Here is a 19,001-nt window from a genome sequence, read left to right as displayed (position 1 = left end):
ACCGTGGTTGCGGGGGTTGATGTTGGCGGTACGTCCATCAAGTCATTCCTGGTGGACTCAGCTGGACACGTCACCGATGCTGTACACCTGGACACGCGTCCGGGCAACGTGGTCGAACAAGCGTGCCACGTCGCCCGGACGATCGTGGACAAGTGGCCAGAGGTCGCCGGAATCGGTGTCATCACACCTGGTGTGGTGGACGAAGAGGCCGGCGTTATCAAGTATGCGTCTAACCTCGAACTGAAGAACGTGAACCTTGCCCAGCGCATGCAGGAAGCATGCTTACGGCCGGTGCGCCTCGGACATGACGGGCGGGCAGCAGGATTGGCTGAAGGTCTCCTGGGCGCTGGCCAGGGCGCACCCACCTTCATCATGGTTCCCATCGGCACCGGCATTTCGGCAGCCATCTGCCACGGTAACCGACCGTGGGCAGGTGATGCCTTCAGCGCCGGAGAAGTTGGCCACACGCCGGTCATTCCGAATGGTGAAACATGCACGTGCGGACAGCGAGGCTGCACGGAGGTGTACGCATCAGCAAAAGCCATCGCGCGACGCTTCACGCAGAAGACCGGCAAAGAGGCAACAGCTCGCACGGTAGAGGATCTGCTGGGAATCGACCCCATTGCAGATGAGGTATGGGATACCGCCACTTACGCGCTGGCCCTGTGTTTCGCGCACCTCACCTTCGCCCTCGACCCCACCCGCTTCGTTGTCGGCGGGGGCCTGTCCAACGCCGGTGAGACGTTGCTGGAACCGGTGCGCTGTCACCTGCGTGACCTGATGGCGTGGCGAACACCTCCCGAAATTGTGACGGCCCGCCTGGGCGCAGAGGCAGGGAAGTGGGGAGCCGCGATCCTGGGTGCCCAGGCTGCGAACCGGCAGATGTGGAACGACTGGAAGATCAATGACGGTTATCGAGCTATGTGTTGAAGACACTGAGGGAGTGCAGATTGCCTCACAGATGGGCATCGACAGAGTCGAGCTGTGCGATGACCTGAGCTGCGGAGGCCTGACTCCTTCTGATCGAGTGGTGGACAGCGCGCTCAGCGTCGCACCGTCAGGCGGGATGCAGGTGCTGATCCGCCCCCGTCCCGGCACATTCGTGATGCCCTCCGGTGAGGAACGCGACATTGCCGAGGCGATGCGACGCCTGCGTGAACGCACCGACCACACCGACATACCGGTGGGTTTTGTCGTCGGTGGGCTGACCAGTGACCACGAGATCGATCAGGATGTGCTGTCACTGTGGCGCGACGCGGCCGGGGAGAGACCACTGACTTTCCACCGTGCCTTCGACACCGTGCAGGATATGGACCGAAGCCTCGACCAGCTTATTTGTGCGGGATTCGATCGAGTGCTTACCACCGGCGGTGATGCGTCTGTGGTCAACGTGGAGAATATTCGCCACCTGACAGACCGCGCAGCTGGAGAGATGATCATCCTCGTGTCAGGCGGTTTGCGCTCGCACAATGTCGCCTCTGTGATCCACCGCACCGGAGCGGCCGAAGTGCATATGCGTGCTCCGGCACAGCAGCCAGGACGCACCGATCCTGACGAGGCGGAGCGAATCGTCGCTGTGGTTCGCGGGCAGAATTTGTAAAATCACCTTATGTTGTGGTTTTTCGTCGTCCTTTTTGGCGCCCTTGGCCTCCTGATGGTCATCCGCCCGCAGATCATCTGGAAGCTTCTGGTACGCGGCACGCAAGCATCGGAACAGCCCGCCCCTTCGCGAGCACTGATCTCTCAGCGCATCGCCGGGGTCGGGCTGATTCTCGTGGCCGTTTACCTGGGCAGCACCCTGGTCGGGTGAGCACTTAAGCTGGGTGGATCACCCACCGGACTTCCCACGGGGCCAGAGCCGCGTACTCCCAGTCATCCCCGTTGTCGTGACGACGGTTCGACAAGATCACGTCGCCGTCGGGGACAGCGCAGGCAATGGAATGCGAGGACATATTCGCCACCGCATCGAGCACCTGGCCGCCCAACGTGCGCCGCACCCACCACATTGATGGATCATCTGGCTCGACCAGCTCGAAGTCACCCTCGACCAGAATCGGATACTCCTTGCGCAGCGCGATCATCGCGCGGTAGAACTCGAACGTGGAGCCTGCCTGGTCAACCTGTGCCTGCGCGTTGACCGTCTCATAATTCGGGTTCACCGGCAGCCACGGTTCACCGGTCGTGAATCCGGCGTTCTCGGTCGCATCCCACTGCATCGGGGTGCGGGCATTGTCGCGGCTCATCTTCACGATCGCCGGCCACACTGCCTGAGGATCCTGGCCGTCGAGGGTGACTGACTGGCGCCACTGACCAATCGTTTCCACATCCTTGAACTGGTCGATACCGGACCACGGGTAGTTCGACATGCCGATCTCTTCGCCTTCGAACACGAACGGTGTGCCCGGGTGAGCGTGCAGCATCGCGCCCCATGCGGTGGCTGAATGGTAGCGGTGATTCTCCTCATCGCCATAGCGCGACAGGGGACGCGGCTGATCGTGGTTCGACAGGTACAGGGAGTTCCAGCCCTTTCCAGCCAGTTCCTGCGACCAGCGCGCAAGGTTGCGCTTCATGTCAGGCAAATGCAGATCGCGAATGTGGTACTTGTCCCCGTCAGCACTGTCCAGCCCCATGTGCTCGAACTGGAAGATCATATCCAACTCGCGGCGCGCCGGATCAGAGGTCAAAATCGCATCATGGGGTGTGGCACCCGGTGTCTCACCGACGGTGAAGAACACGCGGTCGGGATAGCGGTCGAACACCTCGCGGTGCATTTGCTGGATGTACTCGTGGAAGTGCGGGCCGAAAGCGGCCGATGTGATAGAGCCTTCGCCAGGCTGGTCGAATCCTTCAGGCTTGGAAATCAGGTTAATGACGTCCATGCGGAAGCCGTCAACGCCTCGGTCAAGCCACCAGCGCATCATCTCGAAGATCGCCTGGCGCAGCTGAGGGTTGTCCCAGTTCAAATCCGGCTGCTCAGGCGCAAACAGGTGCAGGTAGTATTGCTGGGAGGCTTCGTGCCACGTCCATGACGGGCCGTTAAATGCCGCAGTCCAGTCGTTAGGCTCATCACCGCGGCGCTGCCCTGCCGGCACCTCGTGGGGGGTTGCTCCCGGGCGCGGGTCGCGCCAGATGTACCAGTCGCGCTTGTCTGATGCGGGGTCGAGCGCCTCCTGGAACCAGGGGTGCCGGTTGGAGGTGTGATTAACTACAAGATCCATGATCAGGCGCATGTCGTGTGCGTGCAGCTGCGTGATCAGCTCATCAAGATCATCGAGGGTACCGAACATCGGATCAACATCCTGATAATCCGCAATATCGTATCCCATGTCGGCCATAGGGGAGCGGTACAGGGGAGACAGCCACACGATGTCAACACCGAGTTTCTTCAGATACGGCACTCGCGAGGTAATGCCGGGAATGTCACCGATGCCGTCACCGTTGGAGTCTTGAAAAGACCGAGGATAGATCTGGTAAACAGTCGAGGACTTCCACCATTGGGGCTGATCAGCAGTATGTGTCACGGTAATCCACCTTCATCGAAGACAACTCTGGTCTTATGGCGCATGCAGGCACTCATATAGATACGAGTCTAGGACACTTGCTCCATGGGCGGGAGGCGGTAGCAGTCTGCAGCGACTACGGTGGGACGTATGAGCGGGCAACGAATCTTACGCCAGGAACATCCTTTCGAAGTGATCGCGGAGTATTCCCCTTCAGGCGACCAGCCACACGCGATTCGTGAGCTTGCCGAACGCATCAACGGTGGGGAACAACATGTCGTGCTGCTGGGCGCGACCGGCACCGGCAAGACGGCAACGGCCGCCTGGCTCATCGAACAGATTCAGCGTCCCGCCCTGATCATGGAGCCCAACAAGACGCTGGCCGCTCAGCTCACCGCCGAGTTCCGCGAATTCCTGCCCAGGAACGCGGTCGAATACTTCGTGTCGTACTACGACTACTACCAGCCTGAAGCATACGTGCCCCAGACAGACACCTATATTGAAAAAGACTCCTCCATTAATGACGAGGTTGAACGCCTGCGACATTCGGCAACCAACTCATTGCTGACGCGTCGGGACACGGTTGTGGTCTCATCGGTGTCCTGCATTTACGGCCTGGGCACGCCTGAAGAATACGTGGCACGTATGGTGGATTTGCAGCGAGGAATGGTCATTGACCGCGACGATTTGCTGCGCGCCTTCGTGGATATGCAGTACGTGCGCAACGACATGTCATTCACCCGCGGCACGTTCCGTGTGCGCGGGGACACCATCGAGATCATCCCGGTGTACGAGGAACTCGCCATCCGCATCGAAATGTTCGGTGATGAAATCGACCAGCTCGCCGTATTGCACCCGCTGACAGGTGACGTAATACGTGACGTTGACCAGATCTACCTGTTTCCGGCCTCTCACTATGTCGCTGGCGAAGAGCGTATGAAGCGTGCGATCAAGTCGATTGAGGATGAACTGGCCGAACGCCTCGAATGGTTCGAATCTCAGGGCAAACTTCTCGAAGCGCAGCGACTGCGCATGCGCACAACCTATGATCTGGAAATGCTCAAGGAAGTCGGCACCTGCTCGGGTGTGGAGAACTATTCACGCCATATTGACGGTCGCGGCCCCGGCACGCCGCCGCACACTCTCCTGGATTATTTCCCGGACGATTTCCTGCTCATTATCGATGAATCTCACGTCACGGTTCCGCAGATCGGTGCCATGTTCGAGGGTGACATGTCGCGTAAACGCACCCTCGTCGATCATGGTTTCCGTCTTCCCTCGGCAATGGACAACCGGCCACTGAAGTGGGATGAATTTGTTGAGCGCATCGGGCAGACCATGTATCTGTCGGCCACACCCGGCCCCTACGAGCTCGAGCGTTGCGACGGAGTTGTTGAACAGATCATTCGCCCAACTGGCCTGGTCGATCCGAAGGTGATTGTGAAGCCTACCTCGGGACAGATTGATGACCTGCTCGAAGAAGTCCGGGTGCGTGTGGAACGCAATGAACGCGTCCTCGTCACCACATTGACCAAAAAAATGGCAGAAGACCTCACCACGTATCTGGCCGAACGCTCCGTTCGCGTCGAATATCTGCACTCGGATGTCGACACGTTGCGCCGCGTGGAACTGTTGCGGGAACTGCGTCAGGGCAAGTTCGACGTCCTTGTCGGGATCAACCTGCTTCGAGAAGGCCTCGACCTGCCCGAAGTATCGCTCGTGTCCATTCTGGATGCGGACAAGGAAGGGTTCCTGCGCTCAACGCGTTCCCTCATTCAGACGATTGGCCGCGCAGCCCGTAACGTGTCGGGCGAGGTTCACATGTACGCCGACAACATCACCGATTCGATGCGTGCGGCGATTGAGGAAACCGAAAGGCGCAGAGCCAAGCAGATTGCCTATAACGAAAAACATCACATTGATCCGACACCTCTGCGCAAGAAGATCGCTGACGTGACAGACATGCTCGCACGCGAGGACATTGACACGGAATCACTGCTGGAAGGTGGGTACCGTCAGGAACGCTCCGGCAAGCCCATCGGACATGCCCGAGCCAGCGACGACGTGTTGCGCCACGCCAGGGATACCCGTGAACGACTGGGACTTCAGGCTGAAGCTGAACTGGCGCAGCTCATTGACGACCTGTCAGCGCAGATGCATGCGGCGGCAGGCGATCTTCAGTTCGAGCTGGCCGCCCGGCTGCGTGACGAGGTGGCGGATCTCAAACGTGAGCTTCGACAGATGAAGGAAGCAAACTGATTCCGGGGCGTCTGAACGCGGTAGTATGAGATCCACGAGGGGAGTAATCCTTTAACCCGGTATCGTCATCTCGGGACGCTACGTGCGCGCAGCGAACCCGGTACCGAGGCCTGTCGCAGACAGGCGGACCAGACCTCGGCTGTATCACCCCGAACACGGAAGGTTTTACGTGGACGTTCACGCGCTCGGCTGGGTCGGCCTAGGCCTCGTCGTCATTGTGCTTATTTCTATCGACATCATCGGTCATGTCCGTACACCGCACGCCCCCACCATGAAAGAGGCGGCATTGTGGACTGTGGGCTACGTTTCTCTCGCGATGCTATTCGGAATCGGGATCTGGGCGATTTATGGCGGCCAGTATGCCGGAGAGTTCTACGGCGGCTGGATCACCGAATGGTCCCTGTCGCTCGACAACTTGTTCGTCTTTGTCATCATTATGAATTCGTTTAGAGTGCCGCGAGAATATCAGCAAAAAGCGCTGCTCAGCGGCATCATCATTGCGCTCATCATGCGCCTGATCTTCATCCTGATCGGTGCCGCACTGATTGAGCGCTTCTCCTGGGTCTTCTTTATCTTCGGTGCATGGCTGCTATGGACGGCATACTCTCAGGCACGCCAGGGGACCGGCGGAGACGAGGAAGAATCCGAACAGGGTGAAAACGGGTTCATCCGCCTCGTGCGCCGCATCGTTCCCGTCACCGACGGGTATTACTCGGACCGGTTCCTCTATCGCCATGGCGGAAGGACTGCTGTGACACCGCTGCTGCTGGTGGTCCTCGCTCTGGGGTCAGCCGACCTCATGTTTGCGTTTGACTCCATTCCGGCAATCTTCGGCCTCACGAAAGAGCCGTACCTGGTCTTCGCGTGCAACGCCTTCGCCCTGCTGGGCCTGCGTCAGCTCTACTTCCTGATCGACGGACTGCTTGATCGTCTCGTGTACCTTCACTACGGCCTGGCCGTCATTCTTGGCTTCATCGGCGTGAAGCTCATTTTGCACGCCCTGCATGAGAACACGTTGCCGTTCATTAACGGTGGACAGGGCTTCGAAAGCGTCCCCGAGGTGGGCACACCGCTCTCACTTGCCGTCATCGCCGGAACGCTGATCATCACGGTGATTGCCTCGATCCTGAAGTCACGCCACTCAAACGCCCAGCGGGCACCTCAGCCGATTAATCGCAGTGCCAAGGCCGAGCAGGATGCGGCACGCTCCTCGGTGCGTGAGGTCGCTGACTCCGACGAGCAGCATACTGAGCCTCGTCCGTCAGTGGACTGATGCCAGTACCCGGGCCATCCGGCCTCACGGCCGCGCAAGTGGAAGAACGCACCCGTCAGGGTGAGGTCAACCATCACCATACGAAGACGTCCCGCTCGCTCGGATCAATAGCGCGAGCGAATGTTTTCACCCTGTTCAACACGATCCTTACCTCCGCAATTGTTGTGGTACTGATTGTGGGGGACTGGCGGGACGCAGTGTTCGGCGGCGTGATGGTACTCAACGCCATCATCGGTATCGCGGCGGAATACCGCGCGAAGAAAACGCTCGATTCTCTGGCGATTGTCGACGCGCCGCATTCGCTGGTGTGGCGGGATGGTGAAGAGCGCGAGGTCCTGTCGGAAGACGTGGTACGCGGCGACATCATCGAGCTGCGCCTGGGGGACCAGGTTCCCGTCGATGGAATCGTGCAGTCTTCCCACAGCCTCGACATTGACGAATCTTTGTTGACGGGCGAATCCGTACCGATCAGAAAAAAGCAGGGTGACCGCGTCCTGGCCGGCACCGCCGTCGTCTCAGGCGGCGGCCTTATCGAAGCCACTGTTGTCGGCAACGCCGTTTACGCCCACACACTCACTGAACAGGTCCGCCGGTTCACGCGCACCACCTCCGAGATTCAGCAGGGCATTAACCGCGTCCTGCGGGTCATTTCGTGGCTGATTGTGCCCGTCACCGCGCTGATCGTATGGTCGCAGATCCGCCTCGATCCACTCAGTGGTGGATGGCGGCACGCACTCGTCCTGGCGGTCGCGGCAGTTGTCGGTATGATCCCGCAGGGCCTGGTTCTGCTGACCTCCATGAACTTCGCCCTCGGCGCGGCAACACTGGCACGGCGCAAAGTCCTCGTCAATGAGCTTCCCGCGGTGGAAGTCCTCGCGCGTGTGGATGCCCTTTGCGTTGACAAAACGGGAACGCTGACCACTGGCGGAGTGAGCGTCGATTCCATGATTCCCCTAGGCGCGGGTGACAGCGGTGACCGAATTGACGAGGGTGCCGTCCGCGCACTGTTGACACTCAATGCTTCCACACACAACGCAACTGCGGAAGCGATCGTTGCTCATCTGAAGGCGCAGGCACTCGAGGTGGAGCCAGCTGACCTGTCTGCCAACTGGAGCGTCCCATTCAATTCGACACGCAAATGGTCGGGATTCAGTGATGGAGAGCAGGCCTGGGTGCTGGGCGCTCCGGAAATGACGGTGACTGACGCGAATGTGCTGGATCACGTCACGCGCGTTGCCGACCAGGGACTTCGCGTTGTGGTGCTCAGCTGTGCGCCGGCAGCGCCCTCGTTAATGGGGGAGGAACTGCCGCAGGGACTTCAGCCGAACACGCTGATCGTCCTGCGTGAACAGATCCGCCCCGACGCTGCTGACACAATGGAGTATTTCCGTCGGCAGGGCGTGCGGGTACGTGTGATATCAGGTGACAATCCCGCGACTGTGCAGGCTATTGCGAACGTGGCCTCATTGCGTGAGGACCAAGCGACGATTCGCGGGATTGATGCGCGCACCCTGCCTGAGGACATGGACAGCGACGCGTTCGTGCAGGCCGTGATGGATCATGATGTGTTCGGACGTGTCACTCCGGAGCAGAAACGCGCAATGGTGCGGGCATTACAGTCTCGCGGGCATACTGTCGCGATGACGGGTGACGGCGTCAATGACGCACTTGCCCTGAAAGATGCCGACCTGGGAATCGCGATGGGCAGCGGTGCCCGCGCCACGAAAGCGGTGGCGCAGATCGTGCTGGTCGATGGAGCGTTTGCAGCTCTGCCAGGGGTCGTCGCTGAAGGGCGGCGCATCATGGCGAATATGGAACGTGTCTCCGCGCTCTTCCTGGCCAAGACGGTCTACGCCAGCCTCATTGCCGTCATCTGTGCCCTTGCCGCCTGGCACTACCCGTTCCTGCCCCGTCACTTCACTTACATTGATGCGCTGACCATCGGAATCCCGGCATTCTTCATCGCGCTGGGACCGAACAGGCGACGATACGTCAGCGGATATTTGAAGCGCGTGCTCGGCCTGGCCGTTCCATCAGGGTGCGTGTTGGCTGCAGCTGCGTTGATTGCGTACTGGATGGTGGGCGTAGGACAAGTGGAGGGCCAAACCGCTGCCGCGTTGTCGTTGATGTGTGGTGCACTGTGGCTCCTGTCCATTACCGCACGCCCGGTCAATTCGTGGCGCGCCGGACTGATTGCATTCATGCTGACCTGCGCTGTCGCGGGAGTATTCATCCCATTCGTCCGCAATTTCTTTGCGCTGGAGTGGCCGGCAGCGCACGACGGATGGGTGATCCTCGCGTGCGGCCTCACCGCCTGTATCCTCATCGAAGCGGCGCATCGCGCATACTCATTGCGCCACCAGCGAAAGGCTGAAACGGACGGTGCGCCACTAGACTGACAGTGCGGAGATACCACGTGAAGGAGTTGAAGATGACTGCATGGAAGCTGCCGCTGACGATCCTGGGAAACGAGGATGCTCCGGCGTTGGTGCTGGGACATTCACTGGGATCAAGCCACGACATGTGGGAGAGCGTCATCCCCTTGATTCGCGACGATTTTTATATTGTCCTCTACGATCTGCCCGGGCACGGGGGAACACCGATTGCTCCGGTCGACCGTGAACTGAAGATGACCGACATTGTGGAAGCATTGCTTGGCGCGTTGGATGATCACGGCGTCGATACGTTTCATTGCGCCGGACTGTCACTGGGTGGCATGGTCGCCATGGCTACTGCAATCACACATCCTCAGCGGGTGCGCAGCCTCACCGTCATGAGTGCCGGGCCGATCAATGGTCAGCCTGATCAGTGGTACGACAAGGCTGGGGCTGTGCGTCGCGACGGCACAGCAAGCCTGGTGGACGCAACGTTCGAGCGCTGGTTCATGCCTGAATTTGCTTCGGGGGAGGGTGCTGACCGCGTTGAGGCGATTCGCAGGATCTTCGAAAACTGTGATGACGAGGGATACGCGCAGTGCTGCGAGGTCCTCGCCAGTACGGACATGCGTGGCGACGTTGCGAGCATCCACACTCCAACCCTCCTGATCAGCGCTGAAGAGGACGGTTCACTGAACTGGGCGGGCGCTGACGAACTGGCCCGCACCATCCGCAGTGGAGGGGCGACTGTGCAGGTGGCACGCATCCCTCAGGCGCGGCATATGAGCGCCGTTGAGAAGCCGGAGCTGGTGGCTCGGGCTCTCAAAGGGCTGGTCGACTAGAGGCAGCCGAAATCTACGAGTACGGGAACTTCGTGTCGAATTCTTCGGCCAGGCTGCCGATGGTCGGTTCCCACTGCATGATGCGCCGATCAATGATGAACCCCTGAACGTAGAACGGATCATCCTCGAGGATCTTCAGCGCCACATTGGCGGACTCTGCCTTCAAGATGATGAGGGCACCCTCATGCATCGCATCGCGGAGCCAACCTGAGGACAGCAGAACATCTTTCGCATACAGATCCCGCAGGAAACGGCGGTGCGCCGGGCGGAAATCCTGCGTCAGAGAATTCAACTTGGTGTCATACGTGTACTCAACGACATAGATACGCATAGGTCAATTATCCCAGCATTGCGATCGCGGCGCGCCTGAATGCATGAACAGATCCTGCGCACCCACCCACATGGAACAGATGTGCGAGAATCGCGCCGGAGCCGTAGGATCGAGGGGTGTCAGACCAGTTGATCGTGCGCGGAGCGCGCCAGCACAACCTCAAAAGCGTCAACCTCGAGTTACCTCGCGACGCGATGATCGTCTTTTCCGGCCTGTCCGGCTCCGGAAAGTCATCTCTCGCATTCGATACCATTTTTGCCGAGGGGCAGCGCCGCTACGTTGAATCCCTGTCGTCATATGCGCGCCAGTTCCTTGGTCAGATGGACAAACCTGACGTTGACTTCATCGAAGGCCTCTCTCCGGCAGTGTCCATCGATCAGAAATCCACCTCACGTAACCCGCGATCAACGGTGGGCACGATCACTGAAATCCACGACTACCTGCGTCTTTTGTTCGCACGGGCGGGCACTGCGCACTGTCCGGCGTGTGGCGCTGAAATCACCGCCCAGACCCCGCAGCAGATCGTGGACAGTGTGCGCTCGATGGAGGAGGGCACCCGCTTCCAGGTCCTCGCACCCGTTGTGCGTGGCCGCAAGGGTGAGTACCGCGAATTACTTGACGATCTGCGCGCTGCCGGCTATTCACGCGCATTGATTGACGGTGAAGTGGTGCGTTTGGAGAACGCGCCGACCCTTGAGAAGAAGCTGAAACACACCATCGAAGTCGTCATCGACCGACTGGTGGTGCGCGACGGTATGAAGCAGCGTCTGACTGACTCGGTAGAAACAGCGCTGGGGCTGTCGGAAGGCCTGGTCGTCATTGACGTCGTGGATCTGGACGCGGACGATCCGAACAGGCGGCGCCGCTACTCTGAAAAGCGCGCCTGCCCGAACGACCATCCACTTGCACTTGAAGAGATCGAGCCTCGCACATTCTCATTCAACGCTCCTTACGGTGCATGTCCTGAATGTATGGGAATCGGCTCGCGGCTGGAAGTCGACCCTGACCTCGTCGTTCCCGACGAAGAACTGTCCCTTGAGGATGGGGCTGTCGCACCGTGGAGCCGGAACGTTAAGTATCACGTACGCTTGCTGAAATCCCTCGGTAAGGAGCTCGGCTTTTCGACCAGGACTGCGTGGAAGGAGCTGCCCAGTGAGGCGCGCCAGGCGATCCTGTACGGCAAAGACTACGAAGTGAAAGTCAAGTTCCGTAACAGGTGGGGGCGCGAGCGTTCCTACACGACTGGCTTCGAAGGCGCTGTCAACTACATCGAACGCAAGCGTGAGGAAACTGAGTCGGATCGAACGTTGGAACGCCTGGAAGCGTACATGCGTGAGGTGCCATGCCCCGTGTGTCAGGGTGCCCGCCTGAAGCCGGAAGTGCTGGCTGTGCGCATCGGTGGCCTGAACATTGCCGAGGTGTCGAACCTGTCGATTGCTGATCTCGAGCGTTTCATGAGTGAGCTCGAGCTCGACCAGCGACAGCAGTTCATTGCGCGCCCCATTTTGCAGGAAATCATCGCCCGCTTGAAGTTTCTCAACGATGTGGGGCTGACGTACCTGACATTGTCGAGGGCGGCCGGAACCCTTTCCGGTGGTGAAGCTCAGCGTATCCGGCTGGCAACCCAGATCGGGTCGGGACTGGTCGGGGTTCTGTACGTCCTGGATGAGCCATCCATCGGCCTGCATCAACGCGACAACCAGCGCCTGATCGCCACTTTGAAGCGCCTTCGCGACCTCGGCAACACGCTGATCGTCGTCGAACATGACGAAGAAACGATTGAAGCGGCCGACTGGGTCGTGGACATCGGACCGGGTGCCGGAGAAAACGGCGGATGGGTCGTGTACTCCGGAAGCGTGGAGGAGTTGAAGAAGAATCGGAACTCGTTGACAGGGGAGTACCTGTCGGGGCGCCGGTCCATTGCCATTCCAACCGAACGCAGGCCGGTGGACCGCTCCCGCGTCATCACAGTGAAAGGCGCGCGTGAAAACAACCTCGATAACCTCACCGTGTCATTCCCTCTCGGAGTGTTCATCGCCGTGACGGGCGTGTCAGGATCGGGCAAATCCACTCTGGTTAACCAGATTCTGTATCGGTCCCTCGCATCCCGCCTCAATGGGGCGCGCATGGTTCCGGGACGCCACCGCGCGATCACCGGTCTGGATCACCTCGACAAGGTGATTCATGTGGACCAGTCACCCATTGGACGCACCCCGCGTTCGAACCCAGCTACCTACACCGGGGTGTGGGACCTGATTCGCCAGCTTTTCGCACAAACGCATGAAGCCAAGGTTCGCGGCTACATGCCGGGACGTTTCTCCTTCAATGTTAAGGGCGGCAGGTGCGAAGCCTGCAAGGGCGACGGCACGATTCGCATTGAAATGAACTTCCTGCCCGACGTGTATGTGCCGTGCGAGGTGTGTCACGGCAAGCGGTACAACAGGGAGACACTGGAAGTCCACTACAAGGGCAAGACAGTGGCAGATGTTCTGGATATGTCCATCTCGGAAGCGGCGGAGTTCTTCCAGTCGCTGCCGCGTATCGCTCGTCATCTCAACACGCTCGTCGAGGTTGGCCTGGGGTACGTGCGGCTGGGACAGGCCGCCACGACACTCTCCGGTGGCGAAGCTCAGCGTGTAAAACTGGCGTCCGAACTGCAGCGACGCTCCTCAGGACGATCAGTGTATGTTCTGGACGAGCCGACGACGGGTCTGCATAGCGAAGACATTCGCAAGCTCTTGATGGTGTTGCAGACACTGGTTGATAAAGGCAATACGGTCATCGTGATTGAGCACAACCTGGATGTCATCAAGTGCGCGGATTGGATCATTGACATGGGCCCTGAAGGGGGATCCGGCGGTGGCCAGGTCGTGGCTGAGGGCACACCTGAAGATGTTGCCGCCGTCGACGAATCATTCACTGGTCAGTATTTAAGAAAAATTCTCGACTTCAGCGTAGAGTAGATCTATGAGTGGTGACCGGCGCATAACAGTAGGTTTGGTCGGAGCTGGCGGCATTGCGCGATCCCACATGTCAGCGTGGCGGTCACTGGGCGTTGACATCCTCGTCTATTCGAAGGAAGACGCCAACGAGCTGTGCGCGGAGTTCTCCACCGGACGCGTCGTTGCCACGCTCGAGAACCTGGTCGCACAATCCCAGGTGATCGATGTCCTGACACCAACATACGCACACGAGGAAGCTGTGCGCGCCGGTCTGGACGCCGGGCGCCAGGTCATCTGTGAAAAACCGCTGGCACTGGACGCGCCGACAGCACAGCAGCTGCTTGAATTGTCACGCGCACGCGACAACGCACTGTACGTCGCGCATGTCGTGCGGTATTTCCCGGAATATGCCACCCTCCACGATGCCGTCTCCAGCGGATATATCGGCCGCCCGGCGGTAGCACGTCTGAACCGGACCGGCACGTTCCCGCAATGGGCCTCGTGGTTCGCTGACGAGGAAAAATCCGGTGGAATTGTCGATGATCTCATGATCCATGACCTTGATATTGCCCGATGGGTGCTGGGAGAGGTACGCAGCGTGTATGCAACACTGCGCCATGCCACTGCTCCCTATGGACGGCGCGTGAGCGTTGCTCAGGCGACATTGCGTCATGAGGACGAAGCGATCTCGAATGTGCGCGCGACGTGGGGGCCGGTGGGCACACCATTTCGCACTTCATTCCATGTTGCGGGAACCGACGGGTGTCTGGAGCACGATTCAACAGCTCACCCACCTCTGCAGGTCCGCAGCGACGCACCAACTGACGCATCAATGCTGCCGACCACATCAGGATCCCCGGCCGACCCCTACTACGCAGAACTGAGCGACTTCATGGAGTCCATGTCCACCGGCTCAACGCCGAGGGTGAGTGCAGAAGACGCGGTCGAAGCGCTGAAGCTGGCAGACGCGGTTCGCCTGTCAGCCCATCGCGATGCGGTAGTGGAGTTGTGAGATGAAAACCATTCGTATCGGACTGTTGTCGTTCGCACACATGCATGCCGAGGGATACGCCACAGCCCTCATGGGCATGGACGGCGTCGAATTGATGTGCACCGACCCGGATTCACACAGGGCAGGACGCCCCAGCCCTGCATGGCGCGGCAGAAAAGGAGCCCGCGCGCTCGGTGTGCCCTACGTCGACACGTGTGAGGAGTTAGAACAATGGGGGCCGGACGCAGTGATCGTCTGCTCCGAAAATACCGAACACAGGCGCATGGTCGAATGGGCGGCTGAGCGTGGATATCACGTCCTGTGTGAAAAACCGATCGCCACCAGTCATGACGATGCTGTCGCCATGTGGGATGCATGCCGTCAGGCAGGAGTCTTCCTGATGACCGCTTATCCGGTGCGTTTTTCAACAGCATGCCGAGAACTCAAGACGCGAGTTGATCACGGCCAGCTGGGCGATCTGGTGGGCTTCGCCGGCTCGAATAACGGGAAAATCCCCAGTGGTGGCCGCACCTGGTTCACTGATCCGGATCAGGCCGGTGGCGGTTCCCTCGTCGACCATGTCGTCCACATCGCTGACATTCTGGACATGCTGCTCGACGGTGAACAGGCATCATCCGTGTGGGCTGCCGATAACCGGATTCTGGGCGCAGATAATCCCGACGTTCACGTGGAGACCAGCGGACTCGTCACGGTGCGCTATCCGTCAGGTCTGGTCGGCACAATTGACTGTTCATGGAGCATGCCGGAAGCTGCGCCAACATGGGGTGGCCTTACCCTCGACATTATCGGCACAAGAGGTACCGCGCGATTCGCCCCCTTTGATGCGCGGGTGTCTGGTGCCGCCTGTGGGCAAGCCGCATGGCTGGGATACGGTGAAGATATGGATGGCGTCATGCTGCGCACGTTCACTGACGCTGTGCGCACTGGTCACACACCTCAGCCGGACGCAGCATCGGCTATCCGGTCACTGGACATCATGCTGGCAGCACAGCAATCGGCACGCAGGGGTGCGGTAGTCCACCTCAACTAGCGCCGCAGCCAGGACCGCAGTTTCCTGCTCACCGTGGACGCAGGTCTCGCGTGCGGCTGACGCGCACGTACAGTCGCATTACGCTCGGCCAGGCCTTCCTCGTACAGGGCATCCACTTCCCGCGCGTAATCCTTCAGCACTTTCGAGCGACGAAGTTTCAACGAGGGGGTCAGGTACCCGTCCTCAACGGTAAACACGGTGTCGACGAGGCGGAAGCGACGAATCGACTCGGCTCGCGAAACAGCGCGGTTGGCTCTGTCGATGGCCCGCTGCAAAGAATGCTGGACTTCCGGCATGCGCATTGCAACCGAGGGATCAACAACTGGCAGATTATGTGCGACCAGCCAGTTGGCGAGCATATCTGAATCGAGGGTGATGAGTGCACCAATGTAGGGCCGATTATCGCCCACTACGATCACATGTCCGATCAGCGGATGTGTCTGAAGCTGTTCTTCGAGTACCTCGGGCGACACGTTCTTGCCACCGGCCGTTACCAGGAGTTCCTTGCGGCGCCCCGTAATCGACAGGTGACCAGTGTGCGGGTCAATCGTTCCTAGATCGCCCGTGTGGAACCACCCATCCTCAAACGATTCAGCAGTCTCATCAGGCAAGTTGTGATAGCCGGTTGAAACAGATACGCCGCGCACCAGAATTTCACCGTGCTCGGAGATCTTGATTTCGTTTCCGGGAACAACACTGCCGACCGTGTTAAACGGCGTGTAATCGGCATGTTGCACGGCGATCGGGCCGGTTGTCTCGGTCAGCCCGTAGCCCTGAACCAACGTGAGATCGAGGCCGGAGAAGAACTCAGCAAGTTCCGGTGCCAGGGGCGCGCCACCGGAAATAATCAGCTCAATATTGGGACCCAATGCCGCCTGGATCTTGCGCAACGCCAAAGCCGTCGCGATCCCATGATTGACTCTCAGCGACAGGGGAGTGCTTGTTTCCGAGCGCTCTGCACGTGCATACAGGCGAGACTGTTTGGCCGACCACTGGAAGATACGCAGCTTTGTGCCCTTCGCCGCCTTTGCTGACGCCGCGCTGTAAACCTTTTCAAGGACGCGAGGCACCGCCAGAAGGATCGATGGTTTAAAGGCCTGAATGTCGGGAAGCAGGTTCTTGATGTTTGGTGAGAAAGCAAGTCGCCCTCGGCCGGCCACGAAGGCATGCATGACCAGGCGCGCCAGGACGTGCGCGACTGGGAGGAACAACAGGAGGCGTGAGTTCTCGTTGTACTGGTACTGCGGCAGGACTTGCCCCAGACCCAGCGTCGTGCCGACGAAGTTGTGATGCGTCAGCTCGACACCTTTCGGGGTGCCGGTCGTGCCCGACGTGTAGACCAGAGTGGCCAGAGAATCACCACGAACATCGCGGAAACGCTCCTCAACCTTGTCCGGCACGATGCGGCCCGCCGCACGCGCCAGGTTACGCATTGCTCCGCGATCGAGGGAATGGATCGACTCGACGCATTCGGGACGAACAGTTTCCACCAGATCCGCCTGCTGCACGGTTGCCGTGATGACGTGTCGGATGTGGGCGTCGGTGAGGATGCGCTCGATCTGTGCGGTTGAATCCGATTCGTAGATGGGCACAACTACGCCGCCCACAGTCATCACTGCCAGGTCAAGGACCAGCCAGTCAAAACTGGTGGGAGACAAAATCGCCACCCGTTCACCGGCCTCCAGACCCCACGCAAGAAAACCTCGTGCGATTACCTCGACGCGATCCAGCAAGTCAGACGCGGTGATGGGAAGCATTGCGCCCACCGAGGAGCGATCTTCAACCACGACATCAAAGGGGAACTCGTCGGCACGCTTGCGCAGCATTGCTGGAATCGTCATCAATGGATCCACCGGCTGGGTGAGGTCAGCTCGATATACGGTCTGATCTCGGTCAGGCATTGTGATTCCCTTTCACGTGGACAGTCATGATGGACGACGGGGCGGCCATCATCTATGTTTCAGACAAGCTTACCGCAGGTGGGCGAGCACCTTACACGTTGAAGTACATGTCGAACTCTGCCGGGTGCGGGTAGGCACGCATCGGCGCGATCTCGTTGGCGGTCTTGTACTCAATCCACGTGTCAATCAAATCCTGCGTAAAGACGTCGTTTTCTGTCAGGAAGTCTGAATCGGCACGCAGGTGATCCAACGCCGCTTCAAGAGAGTGAGGCAGCTTGGCGATATCGGTGTATTCCTGCGGAGGCAAGTCGTACAGATCCTTATCGATGGGGGCGGCAGGCTCCACGCGGTTGCGAATACCGTCCAGGCCGGCCATCAGGCACGCCGAGAAGGACAGGTACGGGTTCGCTGACGGGTCAGGTACGCGGTACTCGACGCGCTTGGCTTTCGGTGAGGTTCCTGACACCGGAATTCGGATACACGCCGACCTGTTGCGCGCCGAATAAACGAGGTTGACCGGCGCTTCGAAGCCCGGCATGAGTCGACGGTAGGAGTTAATCGACGGGTTCGTAAAGGCGAGCAGGGCGGGCGCGTGCTCCAACAGGCCTCCGATGAACCAGCGCGCCAGGTCGGACAGAGAACCATATCCTCGTTCGTCATAGAACAGCGGGTCGCCGTCTTTCCACAGGGACAGGTGGGTGTGCATGCCAGAGCCGTTGTCACCGAAGAGCGGCTTAGGCATGAACGTGGCGGTCTTGCCGCATTCCCACGCGGAGTTGCGCACAATGTACTTGAACTTCATCATGTCGTCGGCGGCCTGGCACAGAGGCGCAAAACGGTAGTTGATCTCATGCTGGCCGCCTGCACCGACCTCGTGGTGCGCGCGCTCAATGACGAGGCCCGCTTCAGCAAGATTGTGTGTCATGTGGTCACGAACATCAGCAAACATATCTATCGGGGAAACCGGCGCGTACCCGCCTTTCAGTGGCGTCTTGTAGCCCAGGTTCATGCCGTCCTCGTTGCGCGCGGTGTTCCAGTAGGCATCATCGCTGTCCAGTCGGAACATGCTGTGGTGAGGCTCGACTTTGTACTGCACGCTGTCAAACATGTAGAACTCGGCTTCAGCGCCGATGAAGCACGTATCGGCAATGCCGGTCGACTTCAGGTAGGCCTCAGCTTTTTGCGCCACCTGCCGCGGATCGCGGGAGAACGGTTCAGAGGTGAACGGATCAACGACCGAAAAGACGACGACCAGTGTCTTGGCAGCGCGGAAAGGGTCGACGTAGGCGGTGGTGATGTCGGGGACGAGCTTCATATCGGACTCGTGAATCGCGGAAAAGCCGCGCACAGATGAACCGTCGAACATCAGGCCGTCTGACAACGCGCCGTCGATGAACTCATTGGGAGGAACAATCATGTGTTGCTGAATGCCGAAAAGATCGCAGTAGCGTACATCGATGAATTCAATCTCTTCACGCGTGATGAAGTCGACTATTTCTTTCTCGCTGGTGAACATTCGTGTGCCCCTTCCGGGTC

General features: G+C 59.5%; 14 protein-coding genes. 10 read left to right on the top strand and 4 right to left on the bottom strand.

Annotated features, from left to right (window positions below; all coding sequences use genetic code 11):
- Positions 1-3: 3 nt before the first annotated feature.
- The 3 genes from AC1EJ1_RS03550 to AC1EJ1_RS03540 are packed head-to-tail and all read left to right on the top strand — an operon-like array spanning position 4 to position 1,810.
- Positions 4-930: an ROK family protein gene (locus AC1EJ1_RS03550; protein WP_480295380.1), complete on the top strand. Its 927-nt coding sequence runs from the start codon at positions 4-6 to the stop codon at positions 928-930.
- Positions 905-1,600, top strand: coding sequence for a copper homeostasis protein CutC (locus AC1EJ1_RS03545; protein ID WP_480295334.1), 696 nt, complete (start codon positions 905-907; stop codon positions 1,598-1,600). The genes AC1EJ1_RS03550 and AC1EJ1_RS03545 overlap by 26 nt, the downstream gene beginning before the upstream one ends.
- Before the next feature lie 9 nt (positions 1,601-1,609).
- Complete coding sequence (locus AC1EJ1_RS03540) at positions 1,610-1,810, top strand: DUF6199 family natural product biosynthesis protein (RefSeq protein ID WP_058236654.1); 201 nt, start codon at positions 1,610-1,612, stop codon at positions 1,808-1,810.
- A gap of 4 nt (positions 1,811-1,814) precedes the next feature.
- On the opposite strand, the gene AC1EJ1_RS03535 is transcribed toward AC1EJ1_RS03540, so the two are convergent.
- Positions 1,815-3,521 carry an alpha-glucosidase gene (locus AC1EJ1_RS03535; RefSeq protein WP_480295333.1) on the bottom strand — a complete coding sequence of 569 codons (1,707 nt, stop codon included), beginning with the start codon at positions 3,519-3,521 and terminating at the stop codon, positions 1,815-1,817.
- Between the two features lie 129 nt (positions 3,522-3,650).
- Here AC1EJ1_RS03535 and uvrB point away from each other — a divergent pair, with 129 nt between their 5' ends.
- The 4 genes from uvrB (at position 3,651) to AC1EJ1_RS03515 (ending at position 10,249) form a co-directional block, all read left to right on the top strand.
- Positions 3,651-5,759: an excinuclease ABC subunit UvrB gene (gene uvrB, locus AC1EJ1_RS03530; RefSeq protein WP_480295332.1), complete on the top strand. Its 2,109-nt coding sequence runs from the start codon at positions 3,651-3,653 to the stop codon at positions 5,757-5,759.
- 169 nt (positions 5,760-5,928) lie between these two features.
- Positions 5,929-7,032, top strand: coding sequence for a TerC family protein (locus tag AC1EJ1_RS03525; protein WP_480295331.1), 1,104 nt, complete (start codon positions 5,929-5,931; stop codon positions 7,030-7,032).
- Entirely contained in the window at positions 7,032-9,431 is a 2,400-nt protein-coding gene (locus tag AC1EJ1_RS03520) for an HAD-IC family P-type ATPase (protein ID WP_480295330.1), read from the top strand. Before AC1EJ1_RS03525 ends, AC1EJ1_RS03520 begins: the two co-directional genes overlap by 1 nt.
- 32 nt (positions 9,432-9,463) lie before the next feature.
- Complete coding sequence (locus tag AC1EJ1_RS03515; protein WP_058236658.1) at positions 9,464-10,249, top strand: alpha/beta fold hydrolase; 786 nt, start codon at positions 9,464-9,466, stop codon at positions 10,247-10,249.
- Positions 10,250-10,262: 13 nt separating this feature from the next.
- Here AC1EJ1_RS03515 and AC1EJ1_RS03510 read toward each other — a convergent pair whose 3' ends face one another.
- Positions 10,263-10,580 (bottom strand): YciI family protein, encoded by a 318-nt coding sequence (locus AC1EJ1_RS03510; RefSeq protein WP_058236659.1) that lies wholly within the window; start codon positions 10,578-10,580, stop codon positions 10,263-10,265.
- A gap of 116 nt (positions 10,581-10,696) precedes the next feature.
- On the opposite strand from AC1EJ1_RS03510, the gene uvrA reads away from it, so the two are divergent.
- Genes uvrA through AC1EJ1_RS03495 form a run of 3 tightly spaced genes read left to right on the top strand, consistent with a single transcriptional unit; the run spans position 10,697 to position 15,564 of the window.
- Positions 10,697-13,543: an excinuclease ABC subunit UvrA gene (uvrA, locus tag AC1EJ1_RS03505; RefSeq protein WP_480295329.1), complete on the top strand. Its 2,847-nt coding sequence runs from the start codon at positions 10,697-10,699 to the stop codon at positions 13,541-13,543.
- 4 nt (positions 13,544-13,547) lie between these two features.
- Positions 13,548-14,534 carry a Gfo/Idh/MocA family protein gene (locus AC1EJ1_RS03500; protein ID WP_480295328.1) on the top strand — a complete coding sequence of 329 codons (987 nt, stop codon included), beginning with the start codon at positions 13,548-13,550 and terminating at the stop codon, positions 14,532-14,534.
- Position 14,535: 1 nt separating this feature from the next.
- The gene (locus AC1EJ1_RS03495) at positions 14,536-15,564 is read left to right on the top strand and encodes a Gfo/Idh/MocA family protein (protein WP_480295327.1); all 1,029 of its coding nucleotides are present in this window, start codon (positions 14,536-14,538) and stop codon (positions 15,562-15,564) included.
- On the opposite strand, the gene AC1EJ1_RS03490 is transcribed toward AC1EJ1_RS03495, so the two are convergent.
- Both AC1EJ1_RS03490 and glnA read right to left on the bottom strand, forming a co-directional pair.
- Positions 15,561-17,405 carry an AMP-dependent synthetase/ligase gene (locus tag AC1EJ1_RS03490; protein ID WP_480295379.1) on the bottom strand — a complete coding sequence of 615 codons (1,845 nt, stop codon included), beginning with the start codon at positions 17,403-17,405 and terminating at the stop codon, positions 15,561-15,563. The genes AC1EJ1_RS03495 and AC1EJ1_RS03490 overlap by 4 nt on opposite strands.
- Before the next feature lie 151 nt (positions 17,406-17,556).
- On the bottom strand, positions 17,557-18,981 hold the full coding sequence (gene glnA, locus AC1EJ1_RS03485) for a type I glutamate--ammonia ligase (RefSeq protein ID WP_058236663.1): 1,425 nt from the start codon (positions 18,979-18,981) through the stop codon (positions 17,557-17,559).
- Positions 18,982-19,001 lie beyond the last annotated feature (20 nt).

It is taken from the genome of Pauljensenia sp. C0170B4, from assembly GCF_056590235.1.
The sequence above is the reverse complement of the archived record's forward strand: the minus strand, read 5'-3'. Positions and strand labels throughout refer to the sequence as shown.